We start from the raw sequence: 20,883 nt of genomic DNA, 5'->3' as shown, positions 1-20,883 counted from the left end.
ATGACGGCGATCGCAGTGCCGGCCCGCCGCGGGCGGACGAGGAGCCTGCCGGCCACCCCGCGCTACGTCGCGGGCCGGCTGGGCCAGGCCGTGCTCGCGCTGTTCGGCGTGACCACCATCGTGTTCTTCGCGCTGCGCCTCTCCGGCGATCCGGCGCGGCTGCTCGTACCCGAGGGCGCCACGGCGGCCGACATCGAGCGGGTGCGCGAGCAGCTCGGGCTGAGCGATTCCCTGTGGCACCAGTACCTTTCGTTCCTCGGCAACGCCGTGCGCGGCGACCTCGGGTACTCCTACGTGCAGAACCGGCCGGCGACGGCGCTGATCGCCGAGCGGCTGCCCTACACCGCGAACCTCGCGGTGGCCGCCCTGATCCTGTCGGTGGTGTTCGGCGTGGTCGTCGGGGTCGTCACGGCACTCAAGCGCGGCCGCTGGCAGGAACGCGTGCTCATGCCCATCGTCCTCATCGGACAGGCGATGCCCGCGTTCTGGACCGGGCTGCTGCTCGTGCTGGTGTTCTCGGTGGCGCTGCGCTGGCTGCCTTCCACCGGGTACGACGGGCCGCTTTCCCTGCTGCTGCCGGCCGTCACGCTCGCCTCGCTCTCGGCGGCCGCGATCGCGCGGGTGACACGGGGCGCGGTACTCGAACAGCTGTCCCAGGACTACGTGCGCACCGCGCGGGCCAAGGGCGCGAGCACCACGCGGCTGGTGCTGCGCCACCTCGCGCGCAACAGCGCGATCCCGGTGCTCACGGTCGCCGCGCTGGAGCTGGCCAACCTGCTCGGCGGCGCGGTGGTGACCGAGGTGATCTTCGCGTGGCCGGGCATCGGCCAGCTGACGATCCAGTCGGTGTCGGCGCGTGACTTCCCGGTGGTGCAGGCGATCGTGCTGTTCGCCTCGGCGGTGTACATCGTGATCAACCTGCTCACCGACCTGCTCTACGGCGTGATCGACCGGCGCGTCGCCACCGGTGGCAACGGAGGTGCGGCGTGAAGCGGCGAGCGATCGTCATTCCCCTGGTCGTGCTGGCGATCTACGTGCTGGTCGCGGTGTTCGCGCCGGTGCTGGCGCCGTTCGACCCGGACAAGGTCACGCTCGCGCAGCGGCTGCTGCCCCCGGGCGCACACCACTGGCTCGGCACCGACGCGCTCGGGCGCGACGTGGCGTCCCGCGTCATCTACGGCACACAGGTCTCGCTGCTCGTGGCGATCGGCGCCGTCGTGGCGGGTGGTGTGGTCGGCATCGCGCTCGGCGTGCTCGCGGGCTGGCGCGGCGGCTGGCTCGGCGCGGTGATCATGCGCGTGGTCGACATCGTGCTGTCGGTGCCGTTCTTCCTGCTGGCGATCCTCGTGGTGGCGGTGCTCGGGCCGAGCCTGCTCAACGTGGTGGTGTGCCTGGCGCTCGTGCGCTGGCCGCGCTACGCCCGTGTCGCCCACTCCGCGACGCTCCAGGCCCGCGGCCGCGGGTTCGTCCGCGCGGCGACGGCGACCGGCGCGCCCGCGTGGTGGATCGTGCTGCGGCACGTGCTGCCCGAGGTGCTGCCGGTGTCCATTGTGGTCGCCACGCTGGAGCTGGGGCTCATGGTGATCTACGAGGCCTCGCTGTCGTTCCTGGGCCTCGGCGTGCAGCCGCCCACCGCCTCGTGGGGCTCGATCCTCTCCGACGGCCAGCAGTACATCGCCTCGGCGTGGTGGCTCGCCACCTTCCCGGGCATCGCGTTGTTCCTGCTCGTGCTGGCCGTGAACCTGCTGGGCGACGCGGCCCGCGACCGACTGGACCCGGCGAAACGCGCCGAGCTGCCGCGACCGCGGCTGCTGCGCAGGATGGCGAGGCAGACCGCATGACCCCCGACTACCGAGGCGAGTTCACCGGCAAGCGCGTCGTCATCACGGGCGCGGCCGGGCTGATCGGCACGTGGACCGCCGAGGCGTTCCACGCCGAAGGCGCCGAGTTGTTGTTGTCCGACAACCGGCCCGGGCCGGTGAAGGAGCTGGCCGATCGGCTCGGTGCGCACGCGGCGGTGGCCGACCTGACCACCGGCGCCGGCGTCGAAGAGCTCACCGCGGCGATCGACGAGCGCTGGCCGACAGCCGACATCCTCGTCAACAACGCCGGCATCTACCCGCGCACGCCGGTCGCCACCACCGAGCGCGAGACGGTGGAGACGATCTTCGCCGTCAACGTCCTCGCGCCCTACCAGCTGGCGCGGCACGTGATCGCGACGATGACCGCGACCGGTACCCAGGGCTGCATCGTCAACCTGTCGTCCGGCGCGGCGAAACGCCCGACCCGCACCGGCGGCGTCTACTCCGCGAGCAAGGCGGCGCTGGAGATGCTCACCCGGTCGCTCGCCCTCGAAACGGGCGAAGCCGGGATCCGCGTCAACAGCGTGGGCCCGGGGTTCGCGCCCGGCAGTGAGGTCAGCGAACTGCCGGAGGAGCACGTCGCCAAGATGCGCCGGGCGATCCCGCTCGGGCGCACATCCGGGCCCGGCGACGCGCCGTCGGCGATCCTCTGGCTGTGCTCCGGCGCCGCGTCGTTCGTCACCGGCACCACCCTCGACGTCGACGGCGGCCGCACCGCCGGCGACTTCACCCCCTCCGGAGGCACGTCGTGACCTACCCCTGGCCCGGCGGCGCCCGCGCGGCCGTGTGCTTCACGCTCGACTTCGACGGCGAGTCACCGCACCTGTGGCGCACCCGTGAAAACCCGCCCGCCTCCGTCGGTGAGCTGGAGCAGCGGCGCTACGGACCGCGGCGCGGGATCCACAACCTGCTGTCCATGATGGACAACCTGCACCTGCGCGCGACAGTCTTCGTGCCCGGCTGGATCGCCGACCGCTACCCGAAACAGGTGGCCGAGGTCCACGCTCGCGGGCACGAGCTGGCTCTGCACGGCTGGTGCCACGAAGCACCGACGGGCCTGACGCGCGACGAGCTGCGCCGCACGCTGGCCCGCGCCGCGGACACGCTCACCGCGATCACCGGCGAACGGCCGGTCGGCTACCGCTCCCCCAGCTGGGACATGACCACTGACGTCTTCCCGGTCCTGCACGAGCTCGGCCTGACCTACGACAGTTCGCTCATGGGTGACGACCGGCCCTACCTCGTCGACGACCTCGTGGAGGTCCCCGTCGACTGGGCCACCGACGACGCGCCCTACTACCGCTACGTCGGCGGGGATCCGCGGCCGCCCACGACCACACCCGAAGTGCTGGCCGGCTGGGCCGCCGAGATCGCGGCGGCCAAGAAGCTCGGCTCGCTGTGCATGATCACCGTCCACCCGTGGCTGTCGGGCCGGCCCGCCCGCGTGGCCACGTTGGAAGCGCTGCTCGCCTCGGTCGTCGCCGACAACGAGCTGGCCACCCCCACCGCCGCCGAGCTCGCCGCACACCACCGCGAGCACGGCACCGGATACGAAGTCCCCCTCGAAGAGTTGGGCAGGCCCGGTCATGACTGAGCTGCTGGAAGTACAGGACCTGAAGGTCTCCTTCGGCGCCGGGCGTGACGCCGTGCGCGGGGTCGACCTCACCGTCGGCCGCGGCGAAACCCTCGCCGTGGTCGGGGAATCCGGGTGCGGCAAGAGCCTCACCGCGCTGTCGCTACTCGGCCTCGAACCCGCCGCCGCGCAGGTGACGGGGTCGGCGACGCTGGCCGGCACGGAGCTCATCGGCCGCGGTGAACGCGAGCTGCGGCGCCTGCGCGGCACCCGCGCGGCGATGATCTTCCAGGACCCGATGAGCTCGCTGAACCCGACCACCCGCATCGGCACGCAGATCGCCGAGGTGCTGGCCATCCACACGCCGATGCGGCGCTCGGCCCGGCTGCGCCACGCGGTGGAGCTCATGGAGTCCGTGGGCATCACCGACGCCGCGGCGCGGGCGCGGCAGATGCCGCACGAGCTGTCCGGCGGCATGCGCCAGCGCGTGATGATCTCGATCGCGCTGGCCGGCAGTCCCGAGCTGCTCATCGCGGACGAGCCCACCACGGCGCTCGACGTGACCGTGCAGGCCCAGGTCCTCGCGCTCCTGCGGGAACGCACGCGGGACACGGCGCTGCTGTTCATCACCCACGACATGGGCGTGGTCGCGGAAATCGCCGACCGCGTCGCGGTGATGTACGCGGGGCAGGTCGTGGAGACCGGCACCGTGCGCGAAGTCCTCGAAGCCCCGCGCCACCCCTACACCGCGGCGCTGCTGCGCTCGGTGCCCGATCCCGACCGCCCGGCGGCCGGGGAACTGCCCACCATCCCCGGGCAGGTCCCCGCCGTCGGCGCGGTGCTCGAAGGCTGCCCGTTCCGGCCCCGGTGCGACCACGCCGACGACACCTGCGCCACCGCCCCGTCCCTCGTCGAGGGTGTCGCCTGCTGGCGCCCGGTGTCCCGCGAATCCCAGGAGGTGGCGTGATGACGGATCTCGTGGTCGCGGAAGGACTGGTCAAGCGTTACCCGGTTCGCGGCGGCACGGTCGCGGCCGTCGACGGCGTCGGCCTGAGCATCGAACGCGGCACCACGCTGGCGCTCGTCGGCGAGTCCGGCTGCGGGAAGTCGACCACCGGGCGGCTGCTGCTCGCGCTGGAACGGCCCGACGAAGGCAGCGTCGAGGTCGCCGGGCAGGCCGTGCACTCGATCGGCAAGAAGCAGCTGCGCGAACTGCGGCGCACGATGCAGCCGGTGTTCCAGGACCCGTACGACTCGCTCAACGGCCGCATGACCGTGGGCCAGATCGTCGCGGAACCCCTGCGCGTGCACCACTTCCGCGGTGACCTCGACGCGCGGGTGCGGGAGCTGCTCGAAGCCGTGACGCTCGCCCCGGAGCTCGCAGGGCGGTATCCGCACGAGCTCTCGGGCGGGCAGCGCCAGCGCGTGGCGATCGCGCGGGCCATCGCGCTCGACCCGGAGTTCCTCGTGTGCGACGAGCCGGTGTCCGCTTTGGACGTTTCCGTGCAGGCGCAGGTGGTGAACCTGTTGCGGCGCCTGCAGGACGAGCGCGGCCTCACCTACCTGTTCATCAGCCACGACCTCGCACTGGTGCGCCACCTCGCCCACCGTGTGGCCGTGATGTACCTCGGCCGGATCGTGGAGGAGGGCGAGACCGAGGAGCTGTTCGCCGACCCGCGCCACCCGTACACGCAGCTGCTGCTCGCGGCCGCGCCCCGGCCGCGCGTGCGTGACCACGACCGGCAGGAACCGGTGGAGCGGCTCGGCGAGGCCACGAGTGCGCTGACGCGCTCGAGCGGCTGCTCGTTCGCCCCGCGCTGCCCGCTGGCCACGGACCTCTGCCGCACCGAAGATCCCGCGCTGCGGCCGCTCGCGGACACGCGCGCCGCGGCGTGCCACTACGCCGAGACCGCGCGGGTCGGAGCCGCATGATCACTCGCGACGAGTACGGAATTCCCTCGGTGGTGGCGGAAACCGAGGATCAGGCGTGGTTCGAACTCGGCCGCGCCGCCGCCGAGGACCGGCTGTGGCAGCTGGAGTACGACCGCCGCCGCGCCCGCGGCCGCTGGGCCGAGGTCGTGGGCGAGCCGGCCGTGGCCGCCGACCGGCTCGCGCGCCGGCTGCGCCTCGCCGACGCCGCCGACCGCGACCTGGCGGCCATGGACCCCGCCACGCTCGCGACGTTCGAGCACTACGCGGCGGGCATCAACGCCCACGTCGCCGAGCACGGCGCCGGCGTCGAGCACGAACGCGGCGGCATCGGCTGGGAACCGTGGACGCCACGGGACTCGCTGCTGATGTTCAAGATCCGCCACGTGCTGATGGGCGTGTGGCAGTACAAGATCGCCCGCGCCGTGCTGCGCGCGACGGCCGGCGCCGAGGTGGCCGCGAAGCTGGACCCGCGGCCGTTGCCGGGCATGCGCGTGACGGTGCCGCCGCTGGGCCGGGTCGACGACGCCCGCGCGAACCTGTTCGAGCAGGCGCGCGCCGACGTCGAGGCGGCGGCCGAGCACCTCGGGTTCCTGAGCGAGTCCGAGGGCGGGTCCAACGCGTGGGTGCTCGGCGGCAGCCGCACCGCGAGCGGGAAACCGTTGCTGGTCAACGACTCCCACCGCGCCCTGGACGTGCCCAACACCTACTGGCAGGCCCACGTGCGCTGCCCGGAGTTCACGGTGTCCGGCGCGACGTTCCCCGGGCTCCCGGGCTTCCCGCACTTCGGCCACAACGGCCGCGTCGGCTGGGCGATCACCAACGCCGCTGCCGACGCGCAGGACCTCTACGTGGAGCACTTCCGCGGCGAGCAGGTGCGCACGGCCGCCGGCTGGGCGGACGCGTCCGTGCGCGACGAGGTCATCCACGTCCGCGACGGCGAGGACCGCGTCGAACGCTGCTGGCTGACCCCGAACGGTCCCGTCGTGCACGGCGATCCGGCGAGCGGTGCGGCCCTGTCGCTGCGCTGGACGGCCACCGACGGCGCGTGCGAACAGTTCGGCGTGCTGCGCCGGATGCTGCTCGCCCCCGACGTACCCACGCTGCTCGACGCTCAGGACGGCTGGGTCGACCCGGTCAACAACCTCCTGGCCGCCGACAACAACAGACACGTCGGGCACATCGGCTACCTGCTGCGCGGGCAGCTCCCGGCGCGCGACAACCACGCCGCGACCCAGCTGCCGGTGCCCGGCTGGGAGCCTGCGCACCGCTGGCGCGGCCGCGTGCCGTTCGGCGAGATGCCGCGGACCGAGGACCCGCCGGAAGACCTCATCGTCACGTCGAACAACACGGTCACCGCCGCGACGCACCCGGTCGTTTCCCACGCCGTCAATGACTCCTACCGCTCCGAGCGCATCCACGAGCTGGCCGCCGCGGCCGGCCCCGCGACCGCCGACGACATGCGCGCGTGGCAGGGCGACACGACGTCGGTCGCGGCCCGGCGCTGGGCGGAGCTGCTCGACGGGCGCGGCCCGTTCACCGGCGACGCGGAGCTGGCCCGCGCCGTGATCGTGGCCGGCCGGGGCGACCTCGGGCCCGGCGAGACCACGGGGCTCGTGCACGCGTGCTTCCGCCGCGAGGTCGCCGCGCGCGTCCTGGACGCCGAGATCGGCGCGGACACGCGGGCGTGGCTGATGAAGTGCGGGCTGCCGGGCATGCCGGTGGTGCTGCGCCGCTGGTTCGCGAGCCTGACCTGGCCGCGCGAGGGCGAGTGGCCCGCCGAGCGGCTCGGCGACGACCTGCTGGCCGACGCGCTCGCCGCGGCCTGGCGCCGAGTGGCCGAAACAGGTCCGCGGCCGTGGGGCGAGGTCCACCGGACGGCGGCCAAGCACCCGCTGCACCCCGTGGCCGGCTCGGAGTTCGACCCGCCGGCCGTCGGCATCGGCGGCGACAACGAGACGATCCAGAACGGCGCCTACGGCTGGGCCCCGGGCGGGCGGTTCGACATCACCAACCTGTCGGTCTACCGCCAGGTACTCGATCTGGCCGATCTCGACGCCTCCGGCTGGGTGATTCCGGGCGGAGCGTCCGGCTCGCCCGGTTCGGCGCACTATTCTGACCAGCTGATCTCATGGCAGCGCCACGAGCTCGTCCCGATGCACCCGACGGGAGCCACAGCAACCACAGCAGCCGCAGCCACGATCGAGGAGCCGCGACCCGGTGACTGACCAGCCCCCCGAACCGGCCAGCCTGGTCCGCACCGCGTACCGGGCGATCCGCGAGGCCGTGCTGGACCGGCAGCTGCTGCCCGGCGAGCGGGTGACCGTGCGGCCGCTGACCGAGCGGCTCGGCATCTCGCCGACGCCGGTCAAGGCCGCGCTGGCGATCCTCGAACGCGAGGGGTTCCTCGTGGCTCGCCGGCACTCGGGGTATTTCGTCGCCGAGCTGACCGTCGCTGACATGCGCGACATCTACGAACTTCGCTCCGCCGTCGACACGCTCGCCGCGCGGGACATCGCCCGCACGCAGCCGGCGGAGCTGCTCGCCCGGCTGGCCGAGCTCGTCGCGGGCCAGCAGGCGGCCCTGGCCGCGCGCGACGTGCCGCGCTACGCCGAGCTCGACCGCGAGTTCCACGCCCTGATCTGGCAGGGCTCGGCCAACCGCCGCCTGCTGGCCATCGCCGATCTGCTCGGCGCGCAGCTGCAGCTGGGCCAGAACGTGACGATCACCGTCCCCGGCCGCCCCGAGGCCAGCCTCGACGAGCACGGGGAGATCCTGGACGCGCTGCGCTCCGGCGATACGGCGGCCGCGGAACAGGCGACGCGCCGGCACGTCGCTCAGGTCATCCGGGCGCTGGAGTCGGCTCTGCCCGAATAAAAAAACTGCCCGAATAAAACTGCCGTCATAACGACACACGGAGGTGGAGCTCGTGGACTTCGGGCTGACCGAAGACCAGGAAGCACTGCGCCGGGGCGCCCGCGAGCTGGCGGCGAAGTTCCCTGACGAGTACTGGGCGCGTTGCGATGCCGAGGGTGAGTTCCCGTGGGCCTTCTACACCGCGTTCGCCGACGCCGGCTGGCTCGGCATCGCGATCCCCGAGGAGTACGGCGGCGGCGGGCTCGGGATCTTCGAAGCCGCGCTGCTGCTCGAAGAAGTCGCGGCGTCCGGCGCCGGGATGAACGGGTGCAGCACCATGCATCTCACGATCTTCGGCCTCAACACCATCGTGAAACACGGCAGCGCCGCCCTGCGCGAGGAAATCCTCCCCCGCGCCGCCGACGGCTCACTGCACGTCTGCTTCGGCGTGACCGAACCGGACGCCGGCACCGACACCACGCGCATCCGCACCTTCGCCCGCCGCGACGGCGACAGTTACGTGATCAACGGCCGCAAGGTCTGGATCACCAAGGCCGGCCAGTCGCAGAAGATGGTGCTCATCGCGCGCACCACCCCGCTCGAGGACGTCGAGCGGCCCACCGACGGCATGTCGTTGTTCCTCGTGGACGTCGATCCGGAAGCGATCACGCTGAACGCGATCCCGAAGATGGGCCGCAACGCCGTCAGCTCCTACGAGGTCGCGATCGACGACCTGCGAGTGCCCGCGTCGGCCCGCATCGGCGAGGAAGGCCAGGGTTTCCGTTACCTGCTCGACGGACTGAACCCCGAACGCATCCTGCTCGCCCACGAAGCCCTCGGCCTCGGCCGCGCCGCCGTGGACCGCGCCGTGGCCTACGCGCGCGAGCGCATCGTGTTCGACCGGCCGATCGGGCAGAACCAGGGCATCGCGTTCCCGCTCGCCGAAGCCCAGACGCGCCTCGACGCCGCCGCGCTCATGGCACGCAACGCCGCCTGGCGTTACGACCAGGGCCTCTCGTGCGGGCGCGAGGCCAACATGGCCAAGTGGCTCTGCGCCGACGCGGGGTTCCAGGCCGCCGATCGCGCGATGCAGACCCTCGGCGGCATGGGCTACGCGAAGGAGTACCACGTCGAGCGTTACTTCCGTGAAGCCCGCCTGCTGCGGATCGCGCCGGTGAGCCAGGAGATGGTGCTGAACTACGTCTCCACGCACGTGCTCGGGCTGCCCAAGTCGTACTGAGACCGACCCGCCGAAGCGGCCCCACCCGGGGGATGCCGGGTGGGACCGCTTCGGTTTTCCTTGCCGCGCCTAGATCTTCGGCAAGGCCACGTCGTTCACAGTGGCCGTGCCCGCCGTCACCTTCACCTGCCGGAACTGCGGCTGGTACCCGTTGGCGGCGACCGTGACCATCAGCGGGTTGTACCCCTTGTCCAGCCACAGCCGGTAGTGGCCCTGCGCGTCGGTCTTGAGGGTGTACGAGACCTCACCGCACACTCCATTGTGGACCATCGTGCAGACCTGCACCGTGGCGTCGGCCACCGGAGCACCGGACGCGGTGTCGGTGACCGTGCCCGTGAGCTCACCCCACGCCTTGGGCGGCGTGGCCTGCAGCGTGACAGGCAGGGCCGCCACCGCGTAGGGCGAGTCGGTGTCGAGCGTGATCGTCGCCGTGTACTTGCCGGGCTGTGTGACCTTGCCGGAGTCGACGGTCACCGCGACCTTCGCGGTGGCGCCGGGTGCGAGGTCCAGTTCGGTGCTGCCTTCGGAGAGCCAGCCGGCGTCGTCGTCACCGCATTGGTCGTAGCCCGGCAGCATCGCCGTGGTGCGCAGCGCCGGCACGAACGAACCGACCTGGTAGAGCGCACACGCCCCGCGCCCGCCGCCGTAGTACTCCTGCGGCAGGTCCGGCAGCGACGACCACTTGTCGCTCACCGGGTCGTACTCGATGGTGTGCGCGGTCTCGCCGGCCTGGGACACGACCGTGCCGGTGCCGGTCTCGCCACCGGCGAGCTGCAGGCGGCCGTTCGCCCCGCTGTAGGCCATCTGGGAGACCTCGTACGGCGCGTCGGCGACCTTCGTCCACGCGGCGCTGCCCGGCTTGAACACGTAGGTCGACTTGATGTTCGTGACGCCACCGATGTACCCGCCGGCGCACACGATCTCACCGTGGATACCGGCGCAGGCCGCGTCGCTCTCGGCCTCCGGGTAGTCGGGCAGTGCCGACCAGACGTTGCGCGCCGGGTCGTAGACGAACGCCGTCTTCACCGGGTCCTTGCCGCACACACTCGCGCAGCCGCCGACCACGTACAGCTTCCCGCCGAGAGTGGCGGCGGTGGCGCCGTAGAGCTTCGCCGGCAGGTCCGCCAGCCGCGACCAGGTGTTCGTCTGCGGGTGGTAGGCGTACGTCGTGGACAGGAGGCCGGGCATCCCGGCCCCGCCGACGACGTACAGCGAACCGTCCAGGAACGCCGCCGCACCACGCATCACCGGCTCCGGCATGTCCGCGATCGGCGACCACGCGGCGGTGACCGGATCGTAAACGTAGCTGCGGGCCGAGGGCGAGAGCATGTGCATGGGCATGCCGCCCGCGCTGTAGATCTTGCCCTGGTAACCGCCGAGCGCGCTTTCGTAGGTGAACTCCGGGACGTTCGCCAGCGGCTGCCAGCCGGCCGCCGCCGACGGGTCGACCCCGGTGAATCCGGTGACGTGCTCGCCGAGCGACACGTGCACCGGTGCCGTGCCGGTGTTGGTGAGCTTCACCGTCTGGTTCGCGACCTGGCCCATCGTCTTGCTCACGGCCAGCGCGGTCGAGCCGACCGCCAGCTGCCCGGCCTTGAGCTTGACGTCCAGGCGGGCCACGGAGTTCAGGCCGGTTGTCGTCGACAACGCCGGTGACGAGTACCGCGGCAGGCTCGCCGTGTACTGGTGCGCACCGGTGGTGTCGAACAGCTCGTAGAAACCGTCCGCCAGCGCGGCGTCGTCAGGCGTGGGCGAGCTGACCGCGGAGCGGGCCGCAGCGGCCGAGTCGGCCACCGTGACGTCGTTGAGCGGCCGGCCGTTGTTGGCGTCGGTGACCACACCGGCGACCAGGCCGCCGTCGCCGGCCGTGCACGAACCGACGACCACGTCGTCGAGCTCGGCGAGCGAGTTCCCGGCACCCTGGAAGTGGAACCGCACGCGCACGGAGTCCTTGCCCGCGGCCTGCGGCAGCGGCATCGACACCTGCGTTTGCACGAGGTCGGTGGTGTGGTGCGCCAGCGGGCTCCACGTGGCACCGCCGTCGAGGGACAGATCGGCGTCGAACGCGCTGTTCCCGTCCGGCACGTACACGCCGCCGAACGACAGCACCGGGGCGTCGTCGCCGGTCAGGTCGAGGACCGGTGAGAGGAACGTGGTGTCCTCCGCCTTTCCGTCGCGGGTGATCGGGCTGGCGAGCGCGTAGTTGCCGCTGCTGATGAAGTTGAACAGCTCGATGCCGTTGTCGAACGTCCAGCCCGTCGAAGCCGGGTCGGCGTTCGTCACGGTCCACCCGTCCTTCGGGGTGGTGCCGAGCCAGCCGTCGAAGCGCGTCAGTGCGGCGTGGCCGTAACCGAGCGCGGTGCACGCGTTCGAGTCGACGGCGGCGGTGAAGTTCTGCCGCACTGCCGAATCAGCGACGGTCACCTGCTTATCGATCGCTTGATATCCGGGCTGCACCGAGGAAACGTGCAGCTGGTAGGCGGCGCCCTGCGGCAGGTCGACGCTGTAGTGGCCGGAGAACGGGTCGGTGTAGATCGCGCCGCCGGGGTAACCGTCGACGGTGATCTTCGCGTACAGCGGCCAGCCGTGGCCGGAGCCGTCGGTCACGGTGCCCGACACCGCCTGCGTGGCGATCTTCGCGACGGCGTAGTCGGAGGTGGTGGCCTGACCGTCCACGAGGGACAGCTCACCGCTGCCGTTCTCGTAGCCGAAGCGGGTGACCGCGATCTGGTAGGAGTCGGCGGCGACGGCGAGGTGGTAGGCGCCCTGGTCGTCGGTTGTGGCGTGGTAGACGTTGCCGGTGCCCTTGCCGGTGGCGGTCACCGTGGCGCCGGCGATCGGCGTGCCCGCGGTGTCGCGGACGTGCCCGGCGACCGTCCCTTGTGGAGTGTAGGCGAGGGTCGCGACGCCGTGGGGCGAGCCGAGGCCGGTGGGGCCGTCCCAGCCCGCGCCGGCAGTGCACAGCACCCCGCCGCACGAGCCGTTGGTGCCCTCGGTGACGTCGTAGAGGTCGTTGCCGTGGTTGAAGTAGGCGTAGGTCGCGGGGTTCGTGCCCGGACGCGGGTCGCCGGCGAGGGCGAACATCGAGGCGATCAGCGGCGAGGACAGGCTCGTGCCGCCCACCTGGCCCCAGCCACCCGTCTTGCCGGAGTCATAGATTCCGAAGCCGCTCGCCGGGTCGGCGATGGCGGAGACGTCGGCGATGGCGCGGTTCGCGCAGCCGGTGGCGAGTTCCTGCTGGTATTCGGGCTTCGGCTCGTACGGGGAGCAGCCGGAGCCGGCGTCGGACCAGGCCTGCTCGCTCCAGCCGCGCGGGTTCGCCGGGTCGCGGTAGAGGTTCGTGCCGCCGGCGGCGACGACGTTCGGGTTGGCGGCGGGCCAGTCCTGCAGGCCGTAGGCGTGGTCACCGGTCGAGGCGACCATCGCGACGCCCGGCACGGTGTAGTGCGAGTCGAGCGTGCCCTCTTCGGGGTCTTCACCGTCGATGCCGTAGGAGTTCGAGACGAACTTCGCGCCCAGGCGCACGGCGGTGTCCACGCCGACCACGATGTCGTACGGGCTCGTGGATGCGCCCTCGACGAGCAGGATGTGGCACGCGGGGCAGGCGGCCGAGACGGCGTCGAGGTCGAGCGCGGTCTCCTGCGCCCAGCCGTCGTCGTCGGCCGGGTAAGCCACGCCGCCGTTCTGGTCCACCTTGCGGAAGCAGCCGTTGTCCGTGGTGCACGGCGGGAGGCCGTACTGCGCGCGGTACACGGCGAGGTCGGCCTCGGCGTGGGAGTCGCCGAGCGCGTCGATGATGGCGACGGTCTTGCCCGCGCCGCCGTCGGGCAGGTCGTAGGCGGCCTTGATGTCGGCCGGGCCGAGCGAGTCCGGCAGCGGGCCGGCGTTGCTGATCAGCGGGCGCAGGTCCTTGCCCGCCTTGAACAGCGAGTTGCACGTGACGGTGTGCGGCTTCGGCTTGGCGGGGTTGCAGCCGGTCGGGGCGTAGAGCGCCTTCGGCGCCTTCGCGGCGGTCTTGCCGGTGGCCGTCCGGGTGGCCTTGTCGGCGGCGACGGGCTTCGCGTCGCCGGAGGTGTTGGCCGCGTCGAGCACGGCCTGCCCGCCGGTGGCGAGCGCGTTCGCGGACGGTTGCGATTGTGACGCGCCGGATTGTGTCGTGCCGGGTTGGGTGATGCCGACGACCAGCGCCAGGCCGGCCAGCACCGGGAGGATGAGCGCCAGCAGGCGCCCCCGGGGGACTCTCAAGGGATAACCTTTCCGTTCGCCCGGGCAGTCACAGGGGTTCGTACCCCGCGGGCAGGTCGCGCCCGGCTTCGTCGGCTGCCCGGTCGGACCGATCGCCGGGCGCCGGTGCGGCGTCGGCGGGATCCGCGGTGGTGGGGTGGGGATCCGTTCCCGCGTCGGGCCGGGGTACCGCGGTGCCGTCCACCGGACGGTCATCGCCGGGTCTCGTCGCGTTCACCGGCGAAGTATCGGGGCGCACACGCTCCGTTCGCGATTGGGCGGATGACCTAATCTCCCGCCCGCGCTTGCTTAGTCCACGGCTCCGGGCCAGCCGGTCCGCCACTTGGTTCAGTCCGGCGCGGTCGGCCGGCTCCCCTCGGCATCACGTTCCGGCCGTCGCCGGGTGGTCGGCCCCGTGATCGGCGCTGGTTCAGTCCGCCGTCGCCGGGGTGATGCCGGCCTGGGTGGCGCTCACCGCGAGCGCCGTGCGGGAGGACACGCGGTGTTTGCGCATCGCGGAGTTCAGCTGGGCCGCCACGGTTTTCGGGGAGCGGGACAGGACCCGGGCGATCTCCGGGTTGGTGAGGCCCGTCAGCAGGAGCCGCACGACTTCCAGCTCACGGGGGGACAGTTGGTCGCCGTAGCCGCGGCGGCCGCCGCGCCACACGGCGGCGCCGGGGAGGTGGGCGCGGACGCGGGAGGCGGCGGCGGAGGCGCCCAACGCGACGCAGTCGGCGTGCAGCTTTTCCAGCTGTTCCAACGCAGGTGCGCTCGAACCGCCGGCCAGCAGGCACAGTGCGGCACGTTCGCGCGCGAGCAGGGCGTCGTACGGTCGCGGCAAGGCGGCCCACGCGGCAGCGGCATCGGCCCACTCCCGCGCGGCGCCGGCGTGGTCGCCCGCGGCCTCGGTGAGCAGCGCCCGGCACCAGTGGACCGCGCCGGTCGCACCCGGGTAACCGGCGGCGAACTCGCCGACGAGCACCGAAGCCTCGCTGACCCGGCCGGCGGCCAGCAGCGCTTCGACCCGCACCGGCGCCAGTTCCGCCGCCCACAGCCAGATCTGCTTGCGCGCCACCACGGCCATCGGTTCCTCGGTGACCGCCAGCGCCGGCTCCGGGCGCCCGGCCGCGAGGTGCAGCCGGGCCAGCGCCGCGGCCGGTTCGAGCGGCATGTCGACAATCCCGCGTTGCCGGGCGGCGTCGAGCACCAGCGTCAGCTTGCGCTCGACCTCGGCCTCGCTGTCGGGCTCGGTGGCCGACTGCAGCAGCGCACCCACCAGCGTGGTGTCCAGCTGGATCAGCGGTTCCTCCGCGAGATCCGCGAACTCGGCGACACGCGAAGCCAGCCCCTGCCACGAACCGGTCAGCCAGTCGAGGCGGATCAGCGTCGCGAGCCCCATGTCGCGCAACCGCTGCAACCCCTGCCGCTCCGCCAGCTCGACGGACCGGGTCAGTTTGGCGCGCGCGTCGGCGTAGCGGCCCCACTGCAGGGCGGCGTCGCCGTAGTTGAGCAGGCCGCGGGTGATCTGCAGCGGGTCGTGGGCGTCGTCCGCTGGCAGGGTGTCCACGACCGTCCAGCCGGCTTCGTCGCCCATCTCGAGCAACGCCGTCGCGCGGTCGACCGTGAACGACAGCCGCTCGTCCTCCGGCACGGCCGAGCGCACGACGGCGTCGGCGCGGTCCAGCCACTCGAGGTGCGCCTGCGCGGGCCACGACGCCCCGGCGGGCCGGCCGAGCACGGACATCGCCTGCGCGACGGCGACTGGGTTGTCCGCCAGATCGGGGATCGCGCGTTCCAGCTCGGCGGCGCCCTCGGCGTAGTCGCCGGCGTGCATCAGCAACCGGCCCAGCTGGCTGCGGATCTCCGCGGTCTCGCGCCGGTCGAGCACGGCGCTGTCGAGCACCCCGCGCACCGTCCGCACGAGGTCGACCCGCCCGAGGTAGCCGGTGAACGCGAACAGCGGCGTCTTGCGCGAAAGTCGGGCTACGGCCGTCGGCGGCAGCGCGGGCGAGGCGAGCAGGCCATGGAGGAAGGACACGGCGGTGTGGTGGTCGCCGGACGCGAGCGCGAGATCCGCCGCGCGTTCCGCGTACTCGCACCACTTCTCCGTCTCGCCCGCTTCGCGGAAGTGGTGCGCCAGCACGGCGACCGGCGCGGGGTCCCAGGCCGACAGCGCCTTGCCCGAACGCCGGTGCAACTCGCGGCGTTCGCGCCCGCCGATGCCGTCGTACACGGCCTTCGCGGCCAACAGGTGCCGGAAGCCGAGCCGCCCGCGTTCGTCCTCCACGAGCAGCCCGCTGCGCGCGGCCTCGTCGATCGCCGTGCCCGCTCGTCCGGCCGGCAGCCCGCAGACCTCGACGACGTCAGGTTCGGCCGCGGGGGTCGCGAGCACCGCGCACGCCCGCAGCACCGCCTGGGCGTCGGGCATGAGCCGCACGAGCCGTTCGGCCAGCGCGTCGCGGATCGTCGGCGGCACGGCGATGTCGGTGAGCGAACGCCGGATCCACTCACCGCCCTGGCGGATGAGGTCGGCGCGGTCGCGCAGCAGCCGGACGGATTCCTCGAGCGCGAACGGGATCCCGTCGGTGTGCCGGTGCAGGAACCGCGCGAACGGCTCCGACACGCGCTCGTCGCCCAGCATCGACGAGACCAGCTGCGCGGTCTGGGCCACGTCGAGCGCGCCGAGGGTGATGCGCGGGTAGCGCGAGGAAAGCCGCAGCAGCAGGCTGTCGTCGCCGACCTCGTCGGGCCGGTAGGTGAGCACGAGCCCCGGCCGCTGCTCCTGCCGGGCGGCGAGGAACAGCAGGAACTCCAGCGTGGTCTCGTCGGCCCAGTGCACATCTTCGACCACGAGCACGTCGACGTCGATGCGGTCAAGCAGCTCGGCCAGCGCGCGCAGCAGGCGGTGCCGGGCCGCGCCCGCGTCGGCCAGCGCCTCCGGCGCCGGCGGCAGGTCCCACTCCGGGAACAACGGCCGCAGCGTGCCCGCCAGCGGGCTCAGCTCCAAGCCGGCGACGCCGGGGCGCGCCTGGCGCAGCGCGTCGACGATCGGGCCCAGCGTGAGCGCCTCCCGCAGCGGCGGGCAGCGCGCGACGAGCACACCGGGCTCCGGCAACAGCTCCCGCACGAGCCGGCTCTTGCCGATGCCGGCCTCGCCCGAGACCAGCACCACCCCCGGCGGCGACGCGAGCGCTGCGGCGAGACGGGCGAGCTCGTCGTCGCGGCCGATGAGCCGGGGCGTGCCGACCGCGGGGAGGTCAGGCCCGTCCGCTGCCACGTGTACCCCGCTCGCCTCGCCGATCACCGCTGGATTCTCGGCACGTCGGCCCGCGCGGGCAAGCGATCCGGACCGTGATTCACACTGCTGTCACACGTTTCCGACAAAAACCGACACGTCACGGGCAAGTGGCCCAGTGCCGTCGGCCGATCGGCGCAACCGTCCGGAGTGGACCTGCGTGCCGGGCGCGTACTTGGGTTCGACGAAGGCCGAGAACCAACCGGGTGCGACCTAGATAGCGAACAAGTTCGGCGATTTGGCCAACGCGAAGACTCTAGATTTTCGCGACGGGCAGGCCCATCGCAGCGCACGTTGTCGCGTCACCGGGGAACACGCCGACCGCGCCGACCGCCGCCTGGTCGATGTTGACGGCCGCGGACGTCAGGACACACGCAACGAGCGGAGGAACGACCCGGGGCAGCCCGGGCTTCTGCCACTGGTAGTAGTCGTCAGCCCAAGCGGTGGTGCAGAGCGAGATGATGGCGGCTGCGGCGTCACCGCGGCCGTTGGCGCTGTTGCCGCTGATGCCGACGGCGACGTGCTGATCGTCCGCGCTGCTGGTGATGTCCGCGTTCTGGTAGCAGTAGGCGATCTCGCGCTCGGTCGGCGCCGCGGTGGTGACCTGCCCGCCGGCGGCCGGGGTCACCGTCTGCGGGGTTCCGCTGGTGAATAGCGCCGCCCCGCCCAGTCCGACGAGGACCACCGCGGCGGCAGTGCCTGCCAGAGCCAGCTTGGTGCGACGCCGCACCGCTCGTGCCCCCTGCGCCTCGATCGCCTCGAAGTCCAGCGACACCGGCGGCTGGTGGGAGCCCAGGGCCTGCTCGAGCAGTTCCCGTTCTGTCGTCATGGCAGAACCCTTTCGGTCGGGCTGAGCGTGGTCGAGTCGTACGACAACAGCGTCCGCAGCGCGGCCAGGGCGCGCGCGGACTGGGACTTCACCGTGCCTTCGCTGATCCGCAGCGTCGCCGCGGTCTCGGCGACCGAGAGGTCGCAGTAGAAGCGCAAGGCCAGCACGGCACGCTGCCGTGGCCCCAACGTGCGGAGCGCGGCGCGGACATCAGCCCCGTCCTCGGGGGCCGCGGCCCGCTGCGTGCGTTCGGGGGGCGTGGTCAGTACTTCGCTGCGGCGGTGCGGCCGGCGGGAGGCGTCGATCGCCAACCGGGCCATGACCTTGCGCGCGTAGGCCTCGATTCCCGCGGGATCCAGCCGGTGCCAGCGCTTGTACAGCCGCAGCAACGTCACCTGCACGATGTCCTCGGCCAGGGCCCAGTCCCCGCACATCAGGAACGACACCCGGCACCACACCGGCGCGCGGTCCCTCGCCACGTCGGTGAAGCTCTTCCGATCCGCCACGTCACCACCCCTCGTCGACCAACCCATACGACGCGGGGGCCCTGTGAGGTTGCATGGCTCGCCAGAAATCTTTCCGGCGCGCGGCGGCTGGGCTCGCCTCGGCGTGGTTACGCCCTCCAGCGCTGGGCTGGGCCACGCAGGATCACCCGCCAAAGTCGTGGGCGCGGGTTCGTGGTCCTACCGAGTGGTCCTCAGGACGACGGCGCGATCTCCGCCGAGTCACTCAGCCGTAGCTTGCGCCGGGCCCGTTGGAAGAACGTGGTGCGGCCCAGCCGCACGACGCGGGCCGCGCTGGGGCGGGCGCAAAGTTCGATCCGTTCGCCCGGCTGGACGTAGCCCTCGACGATCCCGTCGACCTCCACGGCCAGCCGGCCGCTGCCGGGCAGGAGCTCGAGGGCCAGCGTGTCGTGGACGGAGAGCACCACGCCGCGGCCGTACGCGGAGTGCGGGGCGGCCGGCGTGACCAGCAGCGCCTCCACGGCGGGGCTCGTGATCGGGCCGCCGGCGGAGAAGCTGTAGGCCGTGGAGCCGGTGGGCGTCGCGACGATGACCGCGTCGGCCGCGTAGCTCACGAACTGCTCCTCGTTCACGCGCACCGCGACCAGCGCCCCGCCGTCGCCGGGCACGCGGACCACGGCGACGTCGTTGAACGCCGTCACGGTCCGGCCGCCGATCACCGCGTCGACCGCCAGGCGCGGCTCGACGGTGAACTCGTGCGCGTCGATCATCGACAACGCGCCGGGCAGGTCGGGCACGTCGACCTCGGCCAGGAAGCCGAGCTTGCCGAGGTTCACACCCAGCACGGGGGCGCGCTGCCCGTCTGCCAGGCGCATCGCGCGCAGCATGGTGCCGTCGCCGCCGAGGCTCACCAGCAGGTCGGACTGGGTGGCGAGCTCTTCCGCCGACACCCCCACCGCCTTGCAGTCCAGGCGCACGATCTCTTCGGCGATGCCGAGGATCTTGATCCCGCGGTTCGCGGCCCACCCGAGGACGGCCTCGACCGCCGGGGCGGAGTCCCGCTTCGGGTGCAGTACCAGTCCGGCCGAGTGCATGTCAGCGCCCCGCCGGTTCGAACAGCGCTGCCGGTTCGAAGTGCACTGCCGACGCGAAAAGCACTGTCGGTTCGAAACGCGCCGCCGGTTCGGGGCGCACTGGCTGTTCGAGAAGCATGAACCAAGTCTGCCCGGATCCGACGCCTTTGGCGAGCCCCGCCTAAGCTGGGCGTTCGTGATCGAGAGTGCGCGCGGCGCGGCCGCCAACTGGGCGGGGAACCTCACCTACGGCGCCCGCGAGGTGCTGACCCCGCGGACGCTCGACGAGGCCCGCGAGCTCGTCGCCTCCGCGGGAAGGATCAAGGCGCTCGGCAGCCGGCACAGTTTCAACGACGTGGCCGACAGTCCCGGTGGCGTGCAGCTGGATCTTTCGGGTGTGTCGGGTTCGCCGTCGCTGGACACTCGTGCTGCCACCGTGACCGTCGGGGGTTCGGTCCGCTACGGCGACCTCGTGGCCCAGCTCGACGAAGCCGGCTTCGCACTGGAAAACCTCGCGTCGCTGCCGCACATCACCGTGGGCGGCAGCGTCGCCACCGGCACCCACGGCTCGGGCGAACGCCACCCCGGCCTGGCCGCGGCCGTCTCCGCGGTGGACCTGCTGACCGCTGACGGCTCGCTGCTGACCTTCACCCGGGGCGACGCCGACTTCGCCGGTGTCGTCGTCGGCGTCGGCGCTCTCGGCGTGGTGACCCGGCTGACGCTCGACCTGGTCCCGTCGTTCACCATGCGCCAGGACGTGTTCGACAACCTGCCGTGGTCCGCCGCCGTCGAGCACTTCGACGAGATCCAGGCGGCGGGCTACAGCGTCAGCCTGTTCACGAACTGGGCCCGCGACGTCGTCGACCAGGTCTGGCTGAAAAACCGCACCTCAGCCGAGGTTCCGGCTTCGCCGGCCGCCGCTGTCCCGCCTTCACTGTTCGGCGCCGTCCCCGCCGACGGTCCCCGCCACCCCGCCCACGCCGCCGGCGTGCCGGCCGGCAACACCACCGCCCAGCTCGGCGCCCCCGGCCCCTGGTACGACCGCCTCCCCCACTTCCGCCTCGGCTTCACCCCGAGCGTCGGCGCCGAGCTCCAGACCGAGTACTTCGTGCCCCGCGCCGCCGCCCCCGCCGCGTTCGAGGCCCTGCGCGGCATCGGCCACCTCATCGCCCCGCTGCTCCTGGTGTCCGAAATCCGCACCATCGCCGCCGACGACCTCTGGCTCAGCCCCTCGTCGGGCCGCGACAGCGTGGCGATCCACTTCACCTGGTTCCCCCGCCAACCCGAGGTCGAGACCCTTCTGCCGACCATCGAGTCCACCCTCGCCCCCTTCGCCCCCCGCCCCCACTGGGGCAAACTCTTCCACGGCGAGGCACTCGACCTGGCCTACCCGCGGTCGGCCGACTTCCGCTCCCTGGCGACCCGGCTGGACCCTGCGGGGAAGTTCCGCAACCCGTTCCTGGACCGGCACGTCTTCGGCAGCTGATCACACCGCACCGCTCACCACGCATGGGCGAGCTTTCGCGCGCCCCGAGTTC

General features: G+C 72.5%; 16 protein-coding genes. 10 read left to right on the top strand and 6 right to left on the bottom strand.

From position 1 onward, the window contains the following. Genes AB0H62_RS21365 through AB0H62_RS21325 form a run of 9 tightly spaced genes read left to right on the top strand, consistent with a single transcriptional unit; the run spans window position 1 to window position 9,460 of the window. On the top strand, window positions 1-990 hold the full coding sequence (locus AB0H62_RS21365) for an ABC transporter permease (RefSeq protein ID WP_220239270.1): 990 nt from the start codon (window positions 1-3) through the stop codon (window positions 988-990). After that, window positions 987-1,841, top strand: a complete 855-nt coding sequence (locus AB0H62_RS21360) for an ABC transporter permease (RefSeq protein ID WP_360587646.1) — start codon at window positions 987-989, stop codon at window positions 1,839-1,841. Before AB0H62_RS21365 ends, AB0H62_RS21360 begins: the two co-directional genes overlap by 4 nt. Continuing rightward, complete coding sequence (locus AB0H62_RS21355; protein WP_360587644.1) at window positions 1,838-2,614, top strand: SDR family oxidoreductase; 777 nt, start codon at window positions 1,838-1,840, stop codon at window positions 2,612-2,614. The genes AB0H62_RS21360 and AB0H62_RS21355 overlap by 4 nt, the downstream gene beginning before the upstream one ends. Continuing rightward, window positions 2,611-3,456, top strand: a complete 846-nt coding sequence (locus AB0H62_RS21350; protein WP_220239267.1) for a polysaccharide deacetylase family protein — start codon at window positions 2,611-2,613, stop codon at window positions 3,454-3,456. The genes AB0H62_RS21355 and AB0H62_RS21350 overlap by 4 nt, the downstream gene beginning before the upstream one ends. Further along, window positions 3,449-4,402 carry an ABC transporter ATP-binding protein gene (locus tag AB0H62_RS21345; RefSeq protein ID WP_220239266.1) on the top strand — a complete coding sequence of 318 codons (954 nt, stop codon included), beginning with the start codon at window positions 3,449-3,451 and terminating at the stop codon, window positions 4,400-4,402. The genes AB0H62_RS21350 and AB0H62_RS21345 overlap by 8 nt, the downstream gene beginning before the upstream one ends. Further along, window positions 4,402-5,367, top strand: coding sequence for an oligopeptide/dipeptide ABC transporter ATP-binding protein (locus AB0H62_RS21340; RefSeq protein WP_360587641.1), 966 nt, complete (start codon window positions 4,402-4,404; stop codon window positions 5,365-5,367). The genes AB0H62_RS21345 and AB0H62_RS21340 overlap by 1 nt, the downstream gene beginning before the upstream one ends. After that, entirely contained in the window at window positions 5,364-7,592 is a 2,229-nt protein-coding gene (locus tag AB0H62_RS21335; RefSeq protein WP_360587639.1) for a penicillin acylase family protein, read from the top strand. The genes AB0H62_RS21340 and AB0H62_RS21335 overlap by 4 nt, the downstream gene beginning before the upstream one ends. After that, a complete protein-coding gene (locus tag AB0H62_RS21330; RefSeq protein ID WP_220239263.1) occupies window positions 7,585-8,241 on the top strand; it encodes a GntR family transcriptional regulator in 657 nt (218 codons plus the stop codon). The genes AB0H62_RS21335 and AB0H62_RS21330 overlap by 8 nt, the downstream gene beginning before the upstream one ends. A 52-nt stretch (window positions 8,242-8,293) precedes the next feature. After that, window positions 8,294-9,460 carry an acyl-CoA dehydrogenase family protein gene (locus tag AB0H62_RS21325; RefSeq protein ID WP_220239262.1) on the top strand — a complete coding sequence of 389 codons (1,167 nt, stop codon included), beginning with the start codon at window positions 8,294-8,296 and terminating at the stop codon, window positions 9,458-9,460. A 69-nt stretch (window positions 9,461-9,529) separates the two neighbouring features. On the opposite strand, the gene AB0H62_RS21320 is transcribed toward AB0H62_RS21325, so the two are convergent. The 6 genes from AB0H62_RS21320 to AB0H62_RS21295 form a co-directional block, all read right to left on the bottom strand. Beyond that, the gene (locus tag AB0H62_RS21320; protein ID WP_360587637.1) at window positions 9,530-13,705 is read right to left on the bottom strand and encodes a carboxypeptidase regulatory-like domain-containing protein; all 4,176 of its coding nucleotides are present in this window, start codon (window positions 13,703-13,705) and stop codon (window positions 9,530-9,532) included. Window positions 13,706-13,733: 28 nt separating this feature from the next. Continuing rightward, a complete protein-coding gene (locus AB0H62_RS21315; RefSeq protein ID WP_220239260.1) occupies window positions 13,734-13,922 on the bottom strand; it encodes a hypothetical protein in 189 nt (62 codons plus the stop codon). Between the two features lie 192 nt (window positions 13,923-14,114). After that, complete coding sequence (locus AB0H62_RS21310) at window positions 14,115-16,988, bottom strand: AAA family ATPase (protein ID WP_360587635.1); 2,874 nt, start codon at window positions 16,986-16,988, stop codon at window positions 14,115-14,117. Between the two features lie 247 nt (window positions 16,989-17,235). Continuing rightward, window positions 17,236-17,808, bottom strand: coding sequence for a hypothetical protein (locus AB0H62_RS21305; RefSeq protein ID WP_360587633.1), 573 nt, complete (start codon window positions 17,806-17,808; stop codon window positions 17,236-17,238). Further along, the gene (locus AB0H62_RS21300; protein WP_255637805.1) at window positions 17,805-18,314 is read right to left on the bottom strand and encodes a sigma-70 family RNA polymerase sigma factor; all 510 of its coding nucleotides are present in this window, start codon (window positions 18,312-18,314) and stop codon (window positions 17,805-17,807) included. The genes AB0H62_RS21305 and AB0H62_RS21300 overlap by 4 nt, the downstream gene beginning before the upstream one ends. A gap of 191 nt (window positions 18,315-18,505) precedes the next feature. Beyond that, window positions 18,506-19,366 carry an NAD(+)/NADH kinase gene (locus tag AB0H62_RS21295; protein ID WP_220239256.1) on the bottom strand — a complete coding sequence of 287 codons (861 nt, stop codon included), beginning with the start codon at window positions 19,364-19,366 and terminating at the stop codon, window positions 18,506-18,508. Window positions 19,367-19,541: 175 nt separating this feature from the next. Here AB0H62_RS21295 and AB0H62_RS21290 point away from each other — a divergent pair, with 175 nt between their 5' ends. Then, the gene (locus AB0H62_RS21290; RefSeq protein WP_360587630.1) at window positions 19,542-20,831 is read left to right on the top strand and encodes an FAD-binding protein; all 1,290 of its coding nucleotides are present in this window, start codon (window positions 19,542-19,544) and stop codon (window positions 20,829-20,831) included. Window positions 20,832-20,883: the final 52 nt, after the last annotated feature.

Source organism: Amycolatopsis sp. NPDC050768, from assembly GCF_040654155.1.
In the GTDB taxonomy this organism is placed as follows: domain Bacteria; phylum Actinomycetota; class Actinomycetes; order Mycobacteriales; family Pseudonocardiaceae; genus Amycolatopsis.
Note: the sequence above shows the minus strand (reverse complement) of the source record. Positions and strands in the feature narration are given on the sequence as shown.